Source organism: Massilia aquatica, assembly GCF_011682045.1.
Taxonomy (GTDB): domain Bacteria; phylum Pseudomonadota; class Gammaproteobacteria; order Burkholderiales; family Burkholderiaceae_D; genus Telluria_A; species Telluria_A aquatica.
Genome location: NZ_VVIW01000016.1, coordinates 66,849 through 85,761 on the forward strand (window position 1 = coordinate 66,849; position 18,913 = coordinate 85,761).

General features: G+C 60.7%; 16 protein-coding genes. 15 read left to right on the forward strand and 1 reads right to left on the reverse strand.

The features are described 5' to 3' along the window. Window positions 1–1,017, reverse strand: a complete 1,017-nt coding sequence (locus tag F1609_RS23050) for an adenosine deaminase (protein ID WP_167079004.1) — start codon at window positions 1,015–1,017, stop codon at window positions 1–3. A 600-nt stretch (window positions 1,018–1,617) separates the two neighbouring features. Between F1609_RS23050 and F1609_RS23055 the strand changes: the two genes are divergently transcribed. The 15 genes from F1609_RS23055 to F1609_RS23125 all read left to right on the forward strand — a co-directional run bounded on the left by F1609_RS23055 (window position 1,618) and on the right by F1609_RS23125 (window position 18,912). Next, complete coding sequence (locus F1609_RS23055; RefSeq protein WP_099875539.1) at window positions 1,618–3,540, forward strand: PrkA family serine protein kinase; 1,923 nt, start codon at window positions 1,618–1,620, stop codon at window positions 3,538–3,540. Between the two features lie 88 nt (window positions 3,541–3,628). Further along, window positions 3,629–4,897, forward strand: coding sequence for a YeaH/YhbH family protein (locus tag F1609_RS23060; RefSeq protein WP_167079005.1), 1,269 nt, complete (start codon window positions 3,629–3,631; stop codon window positions 4,895–4,897). A gap of 30 nt (window positions 4,898–4,927) precedes the next feature. Continuing rightward, complete coding sequence (locus F1609_RS23065) at window positions 4,928–6,454, forward strand: SpoVR family protein (RefSeq protein ID WP_167079006.1); 1,527 nt, start codon at window positions 4,928–4,930, stop codon at window positions 6,452–6,454. Window positions 6,455–7,101: 647 nt separating this feature from the next. Next, window positions 7,102–7,767, forward strand: a complete 666-nt coding sequence (locus F1609_RS23070; RefSeq protein ID WP_167079007.1) for an energy transducer TonB — start codon at window positions 7,102–7,104, stop codon at window positions 7,765–7,767. Between the two features lie 88 nt (window positions 7,768–7,855). Further along, window positions 7,856–8,788 (forward strand): MotA/TolQ/ExbB proton channel family protein, encoded by a 933-nt coding sequence (locus tag F1609_RS23075; protein WP_196785480.1) that lies wholly within the window; start codon window positions 7,856–7,858, stop codon window positions 8,786–8,788. Between the two features lie 6 nt (window positions 8,789–8,794). Beyond that, window positions 8,795–9,235 (forward strand): ExbD/TolR family protein, encoded by a 441-nt coding sequence (locus tag F1609_RS23080; RefSeq protein ID WP_167079008.1) that lies wholly within the window; start codon window positions 8,795–8,797, stop codon window positions 9,233–9,235. A 78-nt stretch (window positions 9,236–9,313) separates the two neighbouring features. Next, window positions 9,314–9,742, forward strand: a complete 429-nt coding sequence (locus tag F1609_RS23085; protein WP_187363109.1) for an ExbD/TolR family protein — start codon at window positions 9,314–9,316, stop codon at window positions 9,740–9,742. 67 nt (window positions 9,743–9,809) lie between these two features. Continuing rightward, on the forward strand, window positions 9,810–11,051 hold the full coding sequence (locus F1609_RS23090; protein ID WP_167079009.1) for a tetratricopeptide repeat protein: 1,242 nt from the start codon (window positions 9,810–9,812) through the stop codon (window positions 11,049–11,051). A gap of 157 nt (window positions 11,052–11,208) precedes the next feature. Further along, window positions 11,209–12,180, forward strand: coding sequence for a bifunctional riboflavin kinase/FAD synthetase (locus tag F1609_RS23095; RefSeq protein WP_167079010.1), 972 nt, complete (start codon window positions 11,209–11,211; stop codon window positions 12,178–12,180). Between the two features lie 69 nt (window positions 12,181–12,249). After that, window positions 12,250–15,171 (forward strand): isoleucine--tRNA ligase, encoded by a 2,922-nt coding sequence (gene ileS, locus F1609_RS23100; RefSeq protein WP_167079011.1) that lies wholly within the window; start codon window positions 12,250–12,252, stop codon window positions 15,169–15,171. Between the two features lie 21 nt (window positions 15,172–15,192). Next, window positions 15,193–15,711: a signal peptidase II gene (lspA, locus tag F1609_RS23105; protein WP_167079012.1), complete on the forward strand. Its 519-nt coding sequence runs from the start codon at window positions 15,193–15,195 to the stop codon at window positions 15,709–15,711. 17 nt (window positions 15,712–15,728) lie between these two features. Beyond that, a complete protein-coding gene (gene coaBC / locus F1609_RS23110; RefSeq protein WP_167079092.1) occupies window positions 15,729–16,949 on the forward strand; it encodes a bifunctional phosphopantothenoylcysteine decarboxylase/phosphopantothenate--cysteine ligase CoaBC in 1,221 nt (406 codons plus the stop codon). Between the two features lie 14 nt (window positions 16,950–16,963). Next, window positions 16,964–17,413, forward strand: a complete 450-nt coding sequence (gene dut / locus F1609_RS23115) for a dUTP diphosphatase (RefSeq protein WP_167079013.1) — start codon at window positions 16,964–16,966, stop codon at window positions 17,411–17,413. 12 nt (window positions 17,414–17,425) lie between these two features. Beyond that, on the forward strand, window positions 17,426–18,517 hold the full coding sequence (locus F1609_RS23120) for a M48 family metallopeptidase (RefSeq protein WP_167079014.1): 1,092 nt from the start codon (window positions 17,426–17,428) through the stop codon (window positions 18,515–18,517). Further along, window positions 18,514–18,912 carry a surface-adhesin E family protein gene (locus F1609_RS23125; protein WP_167079015.1) on the forward strand — a complete coding sequence of 133 codons (399 nt, stop codon included), beginning with the start codon at window positions 18,514–18,516 and terminating at the stop codon, window positions 18,910–18,912. The genes F1609_RS23120 and F1609_RS23125 overlap by 4 nt, the downstream gene beginning before the upstream one ends. The last annotated feature ends 1 nt before the right edge of the window (window position 18,913 follow it).

Consider the following 18,913-nt stretch of genomic DNA (forward strand, 5'->3'; position numbering starts at 1 on the left):
TTAAATGGCGCCGGTGGTGGCAAAATACTGATCGACTTGCGCGAGGAAGGCGCGCTTGGCCTCGGGCGCCAGGAAGGACGCCGTGAAGCTGTTGCGGGCCAGCTGGCGCGCGTGGGTGGCGGTCAGGGGCAGCGCGTCGAACACGGCCACGAAGTTATCGTTCATGTAGCCGCCGAAGTAGGCCGGGTCGTCCGAGTTGACGGTGGCCACCAGGCCGGCGTCGAGCAAGGTCAGGAGGTTGTGTTCTTCCATCTCGCCGAACACGCGCAGCTTGACGTTCGACAGCGGGCAGACGGTCAGCGCGATCTGCTCTCTGGCCAGGCGCGCGGTCAGCTCCGCGTCTTCCAGGCAGCGCACGCCGTGGTCGATGCGTTCGACATTCAAGACATCGAGCGCGGTTTCGATGTAGGCCGGCGGGCCTTCTTCGCCGGCGTGGGCCACCAGGCGCAGGCCGAGCTGGCGGCAGCGCTCGAACACGCGCGCGAATTTTTCGGGCGGATGGCCGCGCTCGGACGAGTCGAGGCCGACGCCGATGATCTTGTCGCGGAACGGCAGCGCTTCTTCCAGGATGGCAATAGCGTCGTCTTCGCTCAGGTGGCGCAGGAAACACATGATCAGGGTCGCGCTGATGGGGCCGTCCTGGCAGGCGCGCCAGATGCCGTTGATCATGATGTCGAAAGGCACGCCGCGCGCGGTGTGGGTTTGCGGGTCGAAAAAGATTTCGGCATGGCGCACGTTGTCGGCGTGGGAACGCACCAGGTAAGCCATGGTCATATCGTAGAAGTCCTGCTCCTTGAGCAAGACGCTGGCGCCGGCGTAGTAAATGTCGAGGAAGGATTGCAGGTCGCTGAAGGCATAGGCCGCGCGCAGCTCTTCCACCGAGGCATAAGCCAGGGAAACACCATTTCTTTGCGCCAGCGCAAAGATCAGCTCCGGTTCAAGCGACCCTTCGATGTGGATGTGCAATTCGGCCTTTGGCATCTGTTGCACAATATTTCTCATCTGGTCGTTCAGCATGGGGTTCTCCGTCGGTAATGGGTGTGTCGTCAGACCGCAGTGTAGCGCAAGCGCTCGCCGCAAGCGCGCCAGCGCGCCAGCGCCAAGGGCCGCCTAAGTTTGGGGGCGGAAAATGTGTGTCACGAACGCTGATTTTCGTGCGCCATCGGTCGCAGAGTTCGTGCACTATCCAATCACCCGCGATGGTGGCGATGACGTTCTTTCATTAGTGCAGGAAACCTTGATCAAGACGGCATGCATAACAAACATCCAAGGCCAAAATGAGACAACAAAATGGACCGTAAACATACTGTTTTTTCTTTTTAAATCAATCACTTAGAACAGTTACATCAGCTTACTCTACATTACTTTGACTTCCGCAACCATTAGGCACATAATAAATTTCACAGGCGTAAGAAGAGCTTGTCGATACGCGCAAAAACACCGGGCAACACCGGTAAAAATAATAAATATCGTTAGCCGTTTTTTGTTTCGGGATTGCTGGAACAGGAAAGCCGGCGACGGCTCACAAGGAGTACCTAACATCCAGGGCTGACAGCACGCCTGCGGTAAGACTGCCAGTGACAGTGAAGTAGTGACAGCACATTAAAGGACATTCAAATGACCATTTTTGACAACTACGCAGCTCGCTACGAGCGTACCCGCGAAGAGGAGTATTCCCTCTCTGAGTATCTGGCACTGTGCAAAAAGGACAAGCTGACCTACGCCAGCGCGCCCGAACGCATGCTGGCCGCAATCGGCGAACCGACCCTGGTGGACACGCGCAACGACACGCGCCTGTCGCGCATCTTCGCCAATAAGGTCATCAAGATTTATCCGGCCTTCCGCGATTTCTACGGCACCGAGGAAGTCATCGAGCAGGTGGTGTCGTACTTCCGCCATGCCGCGCAGGGACTGGAAGAACGCAAGCAGATCCTGTATCTGCTCGGGCCCGTCGGCGGCGGCAAGTCGTCGATCGCCGAAAAGCTCAAGGTACTCATGGAACAGGTGCCCTTCTACGCGCTGAAAGGCTCGCCGGTGAACGAATCGCCGCTCGGCCTGTTCAACGAGGAAGAAGACGGCGTCATCCTCGAAGAAGACTACGGCATTCCGCGCCGTTACCTGCGCACCATTCCGAGCCCGTGGGCGGTCAAGCGCCTGCACGAATTCAATGGCGATATCAACCAGTTCCGCGTGGTCAAGCGCTATCCGTCGGTACTCAAGCAGATCGCCATTTCCAAGACCGAACCGGGCGATGAGAATAACCAGGATATTTCTTCGCTGGTCGGCAAGGTCGATATCCGCAAGCTCGAAGATTATGCCCAGGACGATCCGGACGCCTACAGCTATTCGGGCGGCCTGTGCCTGGCCAACCAGGGGCTGATGGAATTCGTCGAGATGTTCAAGGCGCCGATCAAGGTGCTCCATCCGCTGCTGACGGCCACCCAGGAAGGCAATTACAAGGGCACCGAGGGCTTCGGCGCGATTCCCTTCGACGGCATCATCCTGGCCCACTCCAACGAGTCGGAGTGGAAAACCTTCCGCAACAACCGCAACAACGAAGCGTTTCTCGACCGTATATATATCGTCAAGGTGCCGTACTGCCTGCGCGTGTCCGACGAAATCAAGATCTACGACAAGCTGATCCGCAATTCCTCGCTGGAGCAGGCGCCGTGCGCGCCCGGCACCATGAAGATGATGGCGCAGTTCGCGATTTTGTCGCGCCTGAAGGACCCGGAAAATTCGAGTGTTTTCTCTAAAATGCTGGTCTACGATGGCGAGAACCTGAAAGACACCGATCCCAAGGCCAAGTCGATGCACGAGTATGTCGATTACGCCGGGGTGGACGAAGGCATGAACGGGCTCTCGACCCGCTTTGCCTTCAAGATCCTGTCCAAGGTGTTTAACTTCGACAATACCGAAGTGGCGGCCAATCCGGTGCACCTGCTGTATGTGCTGGAGCAGCAGATCGAGCGCGAGCAGTTCCCGCCCGAAACCGAGCAGCGCTACTTCTCGTATATCAAGGAGCACCTGGCGCAGCGCTATGTCGAATTCATCGGCAAGGAAATCCAGACCGCCTACCTGGAAAGCTATTCCGAATACGGTCAGAACATTTTCGACCGCTACGTGACCTTCGCCGACTTCTGGATCCAGGACCAGGAATTCCGCGATCCCGACACCGGCGAGAGTTTCGACCGCGATTCGCTCAACAACGAGCTGGAAAAGATCGAGAAGCCGGCCGGGATCAGCAATCCCAAGGATTTCCGCAACGAGATCGTCAACTTCGGCTTGCGCGCCCGCGCCACCAACGGCGGCAAGAATCCGGCCTGGACCAGTTATGAAAAGTTCCGCACCGTGATCGAGAAGAAGATGTTCTCGAATACCGAGGAATTGCTGCCAGTCATTTCGTTCAACGCCAAGGCCAGTGCCGAGGATGCGAACAAGCACGCCGACTTCGTGGCGCGCATGGTGGAAAAAGGCTACACCGCCAAGCAGGTGCGCCTGCTGTGCGAATGGTATCTGCGCGTGCGCAAGTCGTCGTAAGACGGCCGGATAGCGGGCCGTCGCGGTCCGCCCGGCGCGCTACGGCGCTTGCCCGGGCGCAAACAGGATTTGAAGCAGGAGGCCCGTTTTGACTTACCTCATCGACCGACGCTTGCAAGGCAAGAACAAGTCTGCGATCAACCGAGAGCGCTTCTTGCGGCGATATAAAAGCCAGATCAAGGACGCTGTCGGGCGGGCCATCAAGGGCCGCTCGATCACCGATATCGAAAATGGCGAGAAGGTATCGATTCCCGTCAAGGATGTGAACGAGCCGAATTTCGGCCACGCCCACGGCGGCGTGTGGGAAACCATCAACCCCGGCAACAAGGAATATCAAAAAGGCGACCAGTTCAACCGGCCCAAGGGCGGCGGCGGATCGGGACGCGGCAAGGCGGGCAACAGCGACCAGCAATCGGAAGACGATTTCATCTTCGAGCTTTCGCGCGAAGAATTCATGAATTACTTCTTCGAAGACCTGGAACTGCCCAACATGGTCAAGACCCAGCTGACCGCCACCACCGAATTCAAGAACCAGCGCGCCGGCTACAATATGTCGGGCACGCCGTCCAACATCCACGTGCTGCGCTCCTTACGCGGGGCGCTGGGGCGGCGCATCGCGGTCGGCGGCAGTTCGCGCAAGGCGGTGCTGGAGGCCGAAAACGAACTGGTGGCGCTGCTCGAAGAAGGCACGCCGCTGGACGATCCGCGCGTGGTCGAACTCAAGCGCCTGATCCATCACCTGCACACCAAGCTGCTGGCGATTCCTTTCATCGACCCGTTCGACCTGCGCTACAGCAACCGCATCAAGGTGCCCAAGCCGATGACCCAGGCCGTGATGTTCTGCATCATGGACGTGTCGGGCTCGATGGACGAGAGCCGCAAGGATACCGCCAAGCGCTTCTTCATCCTGCTGTACCTGTTCCTGAAACGCGCCTACGACAAGATCGAGGTGGTGTTCATCCGCCACCACACGGCCGCGTCCGAAGTGGACGAGGAAGAATTCTTCCATTCGCGCGAATCGGGCGGCACCGTGGTGTCGTCGGCGCTGCACCTGCTGACCAAGGTCATCGGCGAGCGCTACGGCAGCGGCGAGTGGAACAGCTACGTCGCGCAAGCCTCGGACGGCGACAACTGGGACAACGACTCGGTGCTGTGCAAACAGTTGCTGATCAACACCATCATGCCTGCGGTCCAGTACTACACCTATGTCGAAATCACCGACGGCCCGCCGCAGAACCTGTGGGAGCAGTACGCCGAAGTGTCGGACCACCATCCGAACTTTGCGATGCAAAAAATCGTCACACCGGCCGACATCTATCCGGTCTTCCGTGAACTATTCAAGAAGCAACCCAAATAAGCAACTCGTCGGCACCAGGAGAACACAGCCATGCCAAGAGACCCCAAACACCCGCGCGCCCTGCCCGAACAGTCGGAATGGACTTTCGACCTGATCGAGCACGCGCACGAAGAAATCCGCCGTGTCGCCAGGAACTTCGGGCTCGACACCTACCCCAACCAGCTCGAAATCATCACCGCCGAGCAAATGATGGATGCCTACACCTCGGTCGGCATGCCGGTCTCGTATAACCACTGGTCTTTCGGCAAGCATTTCCTGTCCACCGAAAAGAGCTACAAGCGCGGCCAGATGGGACTGGCGTACGAGATCGTCATCAACTCGAACCCGTGCATCGCCTATCTGATGGAAGAGAACAGCCTGACCATGCAGGCACTGGTGATCGCCCACGCTGCCTACGGGCACAATTCATTTTTCAAAGGCAACTACCTGTTCCGCACCTGGACCGATGCCGATGCGATCGTCGACTATATGGTGTTCGCCAAGAACTACATTGCCGAGTGCGAACAGCGTCACGGTATCGACGCGGTCGAGCTGCTGCTCGATTCCTGCCATGCGCTGCAGAACTATGGCGTGGACCGCTACAAGCGCCCGGCCAAGCTGTCCCTGGCGCAAGAAAACGCGCGCCAGAAAGAACGCGAAGAATATGCCCAGTCCCAGGTCAACGAACTGTGGCGCACGGTGCCGCGGCGCGACGAGGAAGCGGCCGACGTGGCGATTCCCCGCTTTCCGCCCGAGCCCGAAGAAAACCTGCTGTACTTCATCGAAAAATATGCGCCCCTGCTCGAGCCATGGCAGCGCGAAATGGTCCGCATCACGCGCAAGATTTCCCAATACTTTTATCCGCAGCGCCAGACCCAGGTGATGAACGAAGGCTGGGCCACTTTCTGGCACTACACGATCTTGCAGGAACTATATAAAGAGGGCATCGTTGGCGACGGCTTCATGATGGAGTTCTTGCAAAGCCACACCAACGTGGTCTACCAGCCGCCCGCCACCAGCCAGTACTACAGCGGCATCAACCCGTACGCGCTGGGCTTCGCCATGATGAGCGACATCCGCCGCATCTGCGAAAACCCGACCCAGGAAGACCGTGACTGGTTTCCCGCGATCGCCGGCACCGACTGGCGAGTGGCGCTCGACTTTGCGATGCGAAATTTCAAGGATGAAAGTTTCATTGCCCAATACCTTTCTCCAAAACTGATCCGCGACTTCCACTTCTTTGCCGTGCTCGACGACGACAAGAACGAGAAGCTGACCATCTCGGCCATCCACGATGAACGCGGCTACCGCTACGTGCGCCAGCAACTGGCCGAACAGTACAACCTGGGCAACCGCGAGCCCAACATCCAGGTCTGGCAAGTGAACACGCGCGACGACCGGGCCCTGACCCTGCGCCACACCCAGTTCCAGCGCCGTCCGCTCAACCAGCACGCCCAGGAAGTGCTCAAGCACGTGGCCCGCCTGTGGGGCTTCGATGTCCATCTGGACACGGTCGACCCCTCCGGGAACATCCTCAGCAGCCTCGAATGCAAGCGCGAGAAGCGCAATCGCTCGTAGCCGGCCAGCCGGCGCAACGCCGGCTTCCGGGTGCTCCACCCGGCCCTACCAGAGGCGAGCAACGGAATCGTCCATGTCCGCGCAAAAAAGACTGGTACGCGCGCATCTATATGCTATATTGCTGACGTGATGACAGTCATTAGCCAGGCGTATAGCTTGGCGCGCCAGGCTGGCCCGGCATCTCTCCGATGACGACCATTCCGGCGCTGCGCAGCCAGCCTTTCGACAGCAAGTTCCCGGATGCGCAAGCGTGGCTTTCAACAGGACGACCCCCATGAATGAAACTAGCTATAGTTAGCATAATCACCACGTCGGGGTCGAATGTTATTTGGCGCAGTGTCAGCAAAGTGTAAGAAACAACGGGTTCAATCCATTGTTCCATGCATTTTGTACGTTTAAACATGCCCATCAAATAATGTAGCATCTTAGTATTGCTTTTTTTACCGGAAGATGCAGGTCATGGCTCTAGCGAGGCTCTTGACAATCGTTTTCACGCTCCGGATCGTACCGGTTTGGCGCCGTAAAAATGTATGGTAAAAAAAGAATTCGTAGGTATAATTCGCCGACGTCCCGGATGCGGCTCAAGGTCTTGTCGTGTTTTGTGGGTTTAGTAGCAACAAAAAGAGTTGGTATTGGAGAAAGCAGGCATGAATTTTTCGCATGATAAGAACCCCGGGAAGAATTTCACTGGCATTGCGGTCGTCATTGCTATTCACGCGTTGGTGGCTTGGGGGATCGTAAGCGGTCTGGGTACCCGCATGGTCACTAAAATGGCTGAAGCAGTGGAAACCAAGATTGTCGAAGAGGTCAAACCGCCTCCTCCGCCGGATGTTCCGCCACCGCCGCCGCCGCCTGAAATGAAGGCGCCTCCGCCTCCGTTCATTCCGCCGGTCGAAGTCAACGTACAGCAACCGCCACCGGTGCAGAACACGATCGCCACGGCGACCAATGTCAAGCCGGCCACGACGGAACTGCCACGTCCAGCGCCTCCTGCGCCGCCAGCACCGGCAGCGCCACCGGCCAACCCGAATCCAGTCCGCGTCGCTGCGGTCGCCGACTTCAACACTTGCGCAAAACCGGAGTTCCCAAAAGCTTCCTTGCGTAATGAAGAAACCGGCACGGTCACCCTGTCTTTCCTGATCGGTACCGACGGTCGCGTCGCCGATTCGAAAATTGTCAAGTCGAGCGGCTTCAGCGCCCTGGACAAGGCAGCGAAAGAAGGCATCGGTAAATGCAAGTTCAAGCCAACCATGGTTGATGGCAAGCCGGAACAAGCGTGGATGCAAATGCAATACGTCTGGACGCTGGATTAAGAACCGAGGCGGCAGTTTAGTCTCACTACTGTGATTTTCGTTGTCATTATGTTCAGCGAACTGATTATTTTATAAATTTGGAGGAAGCATGTTTAAGAATACCCGTTTGTCCGCTGCACTGGCGGCTGTCCTGTTCTCGGTTACAGCAGCTTCGGCGCTGGTTTCCGCACCAGCTTTCGCTGACGCTCCTGCTCCAGCGGCAGCCCCTGCGGCAGACGCAGCAGCTCCAGCTCCTGCACCAGCACCTGAAGCGGCTGCTCCAGCAGCGCCGGCGCCTGAAGCAGCAGCACCAGCAGTCAAAGAAGGCGAAAAAGAAGCGGTTCACAACCCGTACGGTATCGAAGCACTGTGGGCCGAAGGCGACTTCGTTTCCAAAGGCACGCTGATCATCCTGTCGCTGATGTCCATGGGTTCGTGGTACATCCTGATCACCAAACTGATCGACCAGGCTAAAATCTTCAAGCAGTCGAAAGAAGCCCAGGCTAAGTTCTGGAAAGCATCGTCGATCGCAGCTGGTTCGGCTACCCTGAAAGAAGGCAGCCCATTCCGCTTCATCGCTGAAACCGGCACCAAGGCAACCAATCACCACGACGGCGCCCTGCTTGAGCAGATCGACCTGTCGACCTGGGTGACGATGTCGATCCAGCGCGCTGTTGACAAAGTTCAATCGCGTCTGCAAGACGGCCTGTCGTTCCTGGCAACCGTTGGTTCGACCGCACCGTTTATCGGTCTGTTCGGTACGGTGTGGGGTATCTACAATGCACTGACTGCCATCGGTATGTCGGGTAACGCATCGATCGATAAAGTGGCAGGTCCGGTTGGTGAAGCGCTGATCATGACCGCGTTCGGTCTGTTCGTTGCGGTTCCTGCGGTTCTGGGTTACAACTGGCTGGTTCGTCGTAACAAGTCGGCCATGGAAGATGTCCGCTCGTTCAGCGCTGACGTTCACTCGGTCCTGATTTCGGGTGCGATGTCGACCAGCGAAGCTGGCCGTGCTGCCGGCGCTAAAAAGATCGGATAATTCACCATGTCCATGAGCGTCGGCTCCGATAGCGGAGAAGAAGATGCAGTCATGTCAGAAATCAACACGACGCCGCTTGTCGACATCATGTTGGTTCTGCTGATTATCTTCTTGATTACGAGCCCGGTGGTTCTGAAGCTGCAAAAGATCGCGTTGCCTTCGGAAACCAACCAGGCATTGAAACCTAAGCCAACCACGGTGAACATCGTCGTCAATAAAGAAGGCGACATGTACTGGAACCAGACCCGTTTGAACGATACGAACGAGCTGTTCGAGTTCCTGAAGAAGGAATCCGTCAAGATGCCTCAGCCTGAAGTGCACGTACGCGGCGATCAACAGACCCGTTACGAGTTCATCGGCAAGGTGATGTTCACGGCACAGCGTGCTGGGATTCAGAAGGTCGGCTTTATTACGGAACCACCAGATAAAACTGGCGGCACCCGCTAAGTCCTCCTTGAGCAGGACGCGGGACCAGCAGCACCGGTCCCGCGCCCTGCGGGTTCCAACATTAGAAAAGGAAACATCATGAGTATGAGTGTCGGTTCTCCCGCCGCAGGCGCGGATCCGGAACCAATGATGGAAATGAACATGACTCCCTTGATCGACGTGATGTTGGTCTTGATTATCATGTTGATCATCACGATTCCGAAACAAAACCATGCAGTCAATCTGAACATGCCTGTCGGCAAAACGGATGTTCCGCCGACACCGCCTGTGGTCATCACGATCGACGTCGACTTCGACGGCACGATCTTGTGGGACAACGTGGTCGTTCCTGACCGTGCAGCCCTGGAAGCGAAGATGAATTCCGTCGCTGCCATGGCCGACCAGCCGGAAGTGCACCTGCGTCCGAACAAACTGGTTGAGTACAAGTATGTTGCCGGCGTGATGGCAACTGCGCAGCGCCTCAATGTGAAAAAAATTGGTATGGTTGGTAACGAACAGTTCCAATAAGCGCTATTGCTAATTGACGATACGGCAGGGTAATCCTGCCGTTTCGCTTTTGATTGAAAGAGTCCCAATGATCAAGTTTCGTCTCGCACATCTCGGCCTCGCCATGGCCGCTCTTGGCTTTACCGCAGCAACGCCCGTCGTCGGACTGTCCACTGCCTATGCAGCAGAAGCGGTGCGCGCGGAAATCGGTGGTCCTTTGCAGGCTGCCCAGAAAATGATGCAAGCCGGACGCGCGAAAGACGCGCTGAACGAACTGCGCAAGCTCGACAGCAAAAACCCGACCGCGAATGAGCAATACCTGATCGAACGCGTGCGCGCTGCCGCCGCCTCGACCGCCGGCGACTACGATACCGCCGCCCGCTCGTTCGAAAAACTGATCGACTCGGGCAAGCTGCCCGCCAGCGAACGCGCCAATTTCTCCGAAGGCCTGATCGGCATTTACATGCGCGCCAAGGAATTCGGCAAGGCCAACGCCGCCATCCAGAAATCGCTGAAAGACCGCGACGATCCGAAGCTGCGCGCCTACCTGATCCAGAATTACATGTCGATGGGTAACACCGCCGAAGCCACCCGCCTGCTCAAGGCAGACCTGGCCGCCTACGACAAATCCGGCCGCACGCCGCCGGAAGAACCGCTGCAAATGATGGCCAATCTGCAGAACAAGAGCGGCGATAAGGCCGGCTATGTGGAAACCATCGAAAAACTGGCAGCCCACCATCCGAAATCGAGCTACTGGGCCGACCTGCTGAACCGTATCGTCAGCAAGCCTGGTTTCGCCGACCGCCTGCGCGTCGACGTTTCGCGCCTGCAACTGGCCAACAACCTGCTCAAAAAGCCGAGCGAGTACATGGAGCTGGCCCAGCTGGTCCTGCGCGACGGCGCCCCTGCCGAAGCGGTCAAGATCGTCGAAAAAGGCTACAAGGCAGGCATCCTGGGTGTGGGCGCCGATGCGCCGCGTCACCAGCGCCTGAAAGACCTGGCCGACAAGTCCCTGGCCGACTTCAACAAGAACATCGCCACCACCGAGGCAGCGCTGCAAACCGCCGCCGATAAAGACGGTCTGGTGAGCCTGGGCTACGGCATGGTGCAAGCCGGCCAGGCCGAAAAAGGCCTGGCGATGATGGAAAAAGCCATCGCCGCCGGTGGCCTCAAGCGTCCCGACGACGCCAAGCTGCGCCTGGGCGAGGCGTACGCCGCGGCCGGCCAGAAAGCCAAAGCCATCACCGCCCTCAAATCGGTCGGCGGCAAGGACGGCACGGCCGAACTGGCACGCTACTGGATCATGGCCATCAACCATCCAATGGCTTGATCGTCACCGCGATACGGTAGTCCCCCGAAAGCGCTGTCTGCATCTTGCAGGCAGCGCTTTTTAGCTTTGAACGTATAATCGCTACTTCGATTATTCATGGGGACCTCGAAAGACCGTTTCGAGGTTCCCTCATGCACAGACATCCCAAGAGCACTCTATGAAGGTTTTTCGCGGTCTTCCCAACGACCGGGCGCGCGCCCCCTGCGCACTCACGATCGGTAACTTTGACGGTGTCCATCGCGGTCACCAGGCATTGTTGGCGCGCGTGTGCGCGGCCGCCTCCGAGCTGGGACTGGAAGCGGCCGTGATGACGTTCGAGCCGCATCCGCGCGAATTTTTCGCGCGCCGCGCCGGCGACCTGTCGCGCGCGCCGAACCGCATCGCCAACCTGCGCGACAAACTCCAGTCGCTCTCGAACGCCGGCATCGACCGCGTCATCGTCGAACACTTCAACGAACACTTCGCCGCCATCTCGCCCCAGGATTTCGTCGAGCGCGTGCTGGTCGAAGGCCTGCACGTCAAGTGGCTGATGGTCGGCGACGACTTCTGCTACGGCGCGCGGCGCGCCGGCACCGTCGCCATGCTGATCGAAGCGGGCAAGCAGCACGGCTTTCATGTCGAGACGCTGCCCACCGTGATGCACGGCGCCCAGCGCATCTCGTCGTCGGCGGTGCGCACGGCGCTGGCGGCGGGCGACTTCGGGCAGGCCGGCCAGCTGCTCGGCCACCCGTACGCCATGTCGGGCCATGTGATCCACGGTGCAAAGCTGGGCCGGACGCTCGGTTTTCCGACCTTGAACCTGCGCGTGGCGCACCGCCCTGCCCTGTCGGGCATTTTCATCGTCCAGGTGCATGGCCTCGGGCCCGAACCGCTGCCCGCCGTGGCCAGCCTGGGCGTGCGCCCCACCGTCGACGACAGCGGCCGCGTGCTGCTCGAGGTGCACGTGTTCGACTTCGCCCAGTCCTGCTATGGCAAGATGGTGCGCGTCGAATTCCTCGAAAAGATCCGCGACGAAGAAAAGTACACCGGCTTGGCCACCCTGACCGCCGCGATCACGCGCGACAGCGAGCAGGCGCGCGCCTGGTTCGCCCGGCGCGCCGCGGCCCTCACCGCCCCAGACCGAATTTGACGCCACCCGCTTGAACGCAGCAGAGCGTCACGATCCAAGACACCCAGATACACCTCTTTGAAGAAAAATATGTCCGACAATAGCCAAACCAGCAAACCAGAGCAGCAGCAAGCCCCGCAAGCCCCCAAGGGTCCTAAAAAAGAAGGCAAGCCGGTGAGCAAGTACCCGGTCAACATGACCGACACCCCGTTCCCGATGCGTGGCGACCTGGCCAAGCGCGAGCCGGGCTGGGTCAAGCAATGGCAAGACAAAAAAATCTATGAGCGCGTACGCAAGGCGGCCAAGGGCCGTCCGATGTTCGTGCTGCACGACGGCCCGCCGTACGCCAACGGCGACATCCACCTCGGCCACGCCGTCAACAAGATCCTGAAAGACATGGTGGTCAAGTCGCGCGGCATCGCCGGCTTCGACGCGCCGTATGTGCCGGGCTGGGATTGCCACGGCATGCCGATCGAAATCCAGATCGAAAAACTGCACGGCAAAAACCTGCCGACCGCCGACGTGCTCACCAAGGCGCGCGCCTACGCGCTCGAACAGGTCGACCGCCAGCGCGCCGGCTTCATTCGCCTCGGTGTGCTCGGCGAATGGGACAACCCGTACCTGACCATGGCCTTCCGTAACGAAGCCGACGAACTGCGCTCGCTCGGCACCCTGCTGGGCAAAGGCTATGTGTACCGCGGCCTGAAACCGGTGAACTGGTGCTTCGATTGCGGCTCGGCCCTGGCCGAAGCGGAAGTCGAATATCAGGACAAGCGCGACCCGGCCATCGACGTCGGCTTCGCCTTTACCCAGCCCGACAAGCTGGCCGCCGCCTTTGGCCTGCCTGCACTGCCGGCCGGCGATGGCTTCATCGTCATCTGGACCACCACGCCGTGGACCATCCCGTCCAACCAGGCCTTGAACGTCAATCCGGAAGTAAGCTACGCGCTGGTTGAAAGCGCACGCGATGGCAAGCCGCTGCTGCTCATTCTCGCCGCCGACCTGGCCGAATCGTGCCTGGCGCGCTACAAGCTCGAAGGCAAAGTCATCGCCACCTGCCTTGGCGCCGCCTTCGACGGCATCGCCTTCAAGCACCCGCTGCACGCGTCCGATGCGTTTTTCGATCGCCTCTCGCCGGTCTACATGGCCGATTACGTCACCACCGAAAGCGGCACCGGCGTGGTCCACTCGGCGCCGGCCTACGGCCTGGACGACTTCATTTCGTGCAAGGCGCACGGCATGAAGGATGACGAAATCCTGACCCCGGTCATGGGCGACGGCCGCTTTGCCTCGACCCTGCCGCTGTTCGGCGGCATGACCATCTGGGAAGCGTCGAAGCCGATCTGCGCCGCGCTCACCGCCGCCGGCGCCCTGTTCGAAGTGAAGATGTTCGATCACAGCTACATGCACTGCTGGCGCCATAAAACGCCGATCGTCTACCGCGCCACCTCGCAGTGGTTCGCCGGCATGGACGTGACGCCAAAAGACGGCGGCCCGACCCTGCGCGAAACCGCCTTGAAGGGCATCACCGAAACGCGCTTCTTCCCGGACTGGGGCCAGGCGCGCCTGCACGGCATGATTGAAAACCGCCCGGACTGGACGCTCTCGCGCCAGCGCCAGTGGGGTGTGCCGATGGCCTTCTTCCTGCATAAAGAAACCGGCCAGCTGCATCCGCGCACGCCCGAACTGCTGGAACAGATCGCCAAAATGTTTGAAGAGCGCGGCATCGACGCCTGGCTCGACATCGAACCGAAGGACCTGCTCGGCGAGGACGCCGACATGTACGTCAAGAACAAGGACACGCTCGACGTCTGGTTCGATTCCGGCTGCACCCACCAGACCGTGCTGCGCGGCTCGCACGCGGCCCAGTCGCACTTCCCGGCCGACCTGTACCTGGAAGGCTCGGACCAGCACCGCGGCTGGTTCCATTCGTCGCTGCTGACGTCCTCGATGCTCAATGGCTGCCCGCCGTACAAAGCCCTGCTCACGCACGGCTTCACGGTCGACGCCGAGGGCAAGAAGATGTCCAAGTCGCTGGGTAACACGATGGCGCCGCAAAAAATCTCCGACACCCTCGGCGCCGACATCCTGCGCCTGTGGGTCGCCTCGACCGACTACACGGGCGAGCTGTCGATCTCCGAAGAGATTCTCAAGCGCGTGACCGAATCGTATCGCCGCATCCGCAACACCCTGCGCTTCCTGCTGGCGAACACCTCCGACTTCGACCACGCCAAACACGCGCTGCCGATGGCCGGGCTGCTCGAGATCGACCGCTACGCCATCGCCGCCATGGGTGCGCTGCAAAACGATATCGCCAGCCACTACGAGCGCTACGAATTCCACCCGGTCGTCTCCAAGCTGCAGAACTACTGCTCGGAAGACCTGGGCGGCTTTTACCTGGACATCCTCAAGGACCGCCTGTACACGTCCGCCGTCGATTCCCAAGCGCGCCGTTCGGCCCAGACCGCGCTGTGGCACATCACGCAAAGCCTGCTGCGCGTGATGGCGCCGATGCTCAGCTTCACCGCCGAGGAAGCGTGGGCCGTGTTTGCCGACGCCGAGGCCTTTGCCGCCAGCGACGAAACCATCTTCACGCAAACCTTCTGGAGCATGCCTCAAGTTGCCGACGGCGCCGCCCTGCTCGAGAAGTACACGACGTTGCGCGCGGTGCGCACCGACGTCACCAAGCAGCTCGAAGAATTGCGCGTGTCCGGCGCCATCGGTTCGTCGCTGCAGGCCGAGCTGACCATCAAGGCCAGCGGCGACAAATACCGCTTGCTGGCGAGCCTGGACGACGACCTCAAATTCGTCTTCATCACCTCGCAGGCGCAAGTGAGCGAAGTGGCCGACGAAGCCGGTGAAGCGATCGAGGTGGCCGCCTCCGGCGCGCCGAAATGCGAGCGTTGCTGGCATTACCGCGCCGACGTCGGCACCCACGCCGAGCACGCGGGCCTGTGCGGCCGCTGCTACAGCAATTTGTTCGGCAGCGGCGAGAAGCGCGCCTTCGCATAAACAAAAAGAAGAAACCGACCCATGGCCACCAAAAAGAAACAGCTGTTCTCGTCCACGCCGCAAGGCGGTTCCGGCCTGATGCCCTGGCTGGGCATCGCCGCCATCGTGATCCTGCTCGACCAGCTCACCAAGATCGCGATCCAGAAAACCTTCGTGTTCGGCGAAGAGAAGGTCATCACTTCCTTCTTCAACCTGGTGCTGGCCTATAACAAGGGTGCCGCCTTCGGCTTCCTGAACAGCCAGCCCGGGTGGCAGCGCTACTTTTTCACCGGCGTGGCGGTCATCGCGGTCGGCTTCATCTTGTACATGTTGAAGCGCCACGCCGGCCAGCGCCTGTTTTGCTGGGCGCTCGCGCTGATCATGGGCGGCGCCATCGGCAACGCCATCGACCGCCTGGCCTACGGCCACGTGGTCGACTTCCTCGACTTCCACATCGCCAGCCTGGGCCACTTCCCGGCCTTTAACATCGCCGACAGCGCCATCTGCATCGGCGCCGCGCTGTTCGTCTTCGACGAGCTGCGGCGCGTAAACCGGCAATAAGGAGACGGCGCATGAGCATGGACCTGCAAGGTAAAAAGATCGTCCTCGGCCTGTCCGGCGGGGTGGCCTGCTACAAGGCGGCGGACCTGTGCCGCGCGCTGATCAAGCAGGGCGCCTCGGTACAGGTGGTCATGACCGACGCCGCCACCCACTTCATCACCGCCGTGACCATGCAAGCCTTGTCCGGCCATCCGGTCCACACCGACCAGTGGGATCCGCGCGTGGCCAACAACATGGCCCACATCGACCTGACGCGCGGGGCCGATGCCATCCTGATCGCGCCCTGCTCGGCCGACTTCATGCGCAAACTCGCGCACGGCGTGTGCGACGACCTGCTCTCCACTTTATGCCTGGCGCGCCCGCAGCGCGTACCGCTGCTGGTGGCCCCGGCCATGAATGTCGAGATGTGGGAAAACCCCGCCACCCGCCGCAACGCCGCCCAGCTGCGCGCCGATGGCGTACGGATCTTCGGTCCGGCCGCCGGCGAACAGGCCTGCGGCGAAACGGGCCTGGGCCGCATGCTGGAGCCCGCCGAACTGCTCGACGAAGTCATCGCCTCGTTCCAGCTCAAGGTCTTGGCCGGCAAACGCGTCCTGATCACCGCCGGGCCGACTTTCGAGGCGATCGACCCGGTGCGCGGCATTACCAATCTGTCGTCCGGCAAAATGGGTTACGCGATTGCCCGCGCCGCGCGCGAGGCCGGCGCCGAGGTCACCCTGATCTCCGGCCCGACCGCGCTGGCCACCCCGCACGGGGTGCGCCGCACCGACGTGCAGAGCGCGCGCCAGATGCACGACGCGGTGATGAACGCCGTCGGCGGCCAGCACGTGTTCATCAGCGTGGCCGCGGTGGCCGACTGGCGCGTTGCCAACGCCAGCACCCAGAAAATGAAAAAACAGGACGACGGCGCCACGCCGACCCTGGAGTTCGAACAGAATCCCGACATCCTGGCGTCGGTCGCCGCCACCACCTCGGTGTCGGGCTGGCCGTACTGCGTGGGCTTTGCCGCCGAATCGGAACGCCTGGAAGAATACGGCGCCGTCAAGCGCGAAAAAAAGGGCATTCCTCTGTTGGTCGGCAATATCGGCCACCACACCTTCGGCCAGGACGAGAACAGCATCATGCTGTTCGACGACTCCGGCCACACCGTACTGCCGCGCGCCGACAAGCTCACCCTGGCGCGCCAGCTGATTTCAGAAATCGCAAGGCGCATCGAACAGCGCTCCCTGCTCAAGTAAAAAGTATCCGCACCATGAAAACCATTGACGTCAAAATCCTCGATCCGCGCATGAAGGACCAGCTGCCGGCCTACGCCACGCCGGGCAGCGCGGGCCTCGACCTGCGCGCCTGCATCGACGCGCCGATCACCATCGACGCCGGCGCCACCGTGCTCATTCCCACCGGGCTGGCGATTCACGTGAGCGACCCGGGTTACGCCGCCATGATCCTGCCGCGCAGCGGCATGGGCCACAAGAACGGCATCGTGCTGGGGAATCTGGTAGGCTTGATCGACTCCGACTATCAGGGACAACTGATGGTATCGACCTGGAACCGTGGCCAGAACGCTTTCACGCTCAACCCCATGGAGCGCCTGGCGCAACTGATCGTGGTGCCGGTGGTGCAGGTGAGGTTCAACATCGTCGACGATTTCGACACAAGCGAACGCGGTGCCGGCGGTTTCGGCAGCACCGGAAAACACTAATTGGAGACTTCTATGGCCCGTTTCACTGGTCTGCTTCCGGCTGTGCCGGTCATCTGCCTGGCGCTGATGCTGTCGGCTTGCGAGACGACCGGGCCAGCACCCGATGCCACTCCCACCGTCCCGATGCCGCAGCAACCGGCCGAGCCGCCCGCGCGCGCGGTCACGCCGCGCATGGCCGCCGCAGCCGAGGCGCTGACCAAAATGGCCAGCCTGCAGGAACGCCTGTACCGCATCGCGGCCCCCATCCTGATCAACAACGCGGACCTGTGCAAGTCGTCCACGCGCAACCTGCTCGGTTTCACCGCGCGCAACCGCTACTGGTATCCGGGCGAGTACAACGAAGCGGCCCAGATTGCGTTCGACATGGGCGAGCGCCTCCAGGTCACCGGCGTGCTGGCCGGCAGCGGCGCGGCGCGTGCCGGCCTGCGGCGCGGCGACAATCTCATTTCGGCCAGCGGCAAGACGCTGCCGGTCGGCCCCAGTGCGTCGAGCACAGTCGGTTCGGTGTTCGGCCCGCTGGTGGCCAAACAGGCCAGCCTGGCGCTGCAGATCGAGCGTGACGACAAGACCCGCGAGCTGACCGTGCCAGTCACGCGCGCCTGCGGTTTTGTCATCGAACTCGGCAACGCCGATAACATCAATTCCTACGCCGATGGCTCGCGCGTCATGGTCACGCGCGGCATGCTGCAGTTCGCAAGAAACGACGAGGAAGTCGCCTACCTGCTGGCCAAGGGCATGGCGCACAACATCCTCGGACACGCCACCGCGCAGCGCCACGTCGGCACCATCGGCAGCATCATCGACAACCTGACCAACGTGCGTCCCGATACCTCGATGCTGATCGGCAGCGGCGGCATCAAGGCCATGCCGGCCGAACTCGACGCCGCCGCCGATCATCTGAGCATGTACCTGCTGGCCCGCGCCGGCGTGAACATCCATGGCGCGGCGCCGTTCTGGAAGCGCCTGGCCGCGGCCTATCCGGCCACGGTGTTGAACGGCTACGTCGCCAACCACCCTGCCACGGCCGCGCGCCTGGCCGCGATCGACAAGGCCACGGCCGATATCAAGGCCAAGCAGGCGGCGAAGAAACCCATCGCGCCATGAAAAAGCTGCTGCTCGCCTGCCTGATGGCCCCATTGCTCGCGCAGGCGGCGCAGTGGGTCAAGGTGCCGGCCGCATCGAGCGCGGGCAGCCAGTCGTACATCGACAGGAGCAGCATCATCCGCAGCGACAAGAGCTACAAGGTGTGGTCGCTGGTGTCGTATGCGAAGGAGCAGGCCACGCCCGAAGGCACGCCCTACCTGTCGATGAAGGCGCTGCACCTGTATTCGTGCGCGGAGCGCACCACCACCCTGCTCAGCCAGGTGTACTACGCCGAGGCGATGGGCAAGGGGCCGGTCTCGCAAAGCTTCAAGTACGAAAAATTCGCACCCGAAGACATCGTGCCCGACAGCGTCTCGGACGGCGCGCTGCAGGTGATCTGCAAGCGCCGGAAATAAC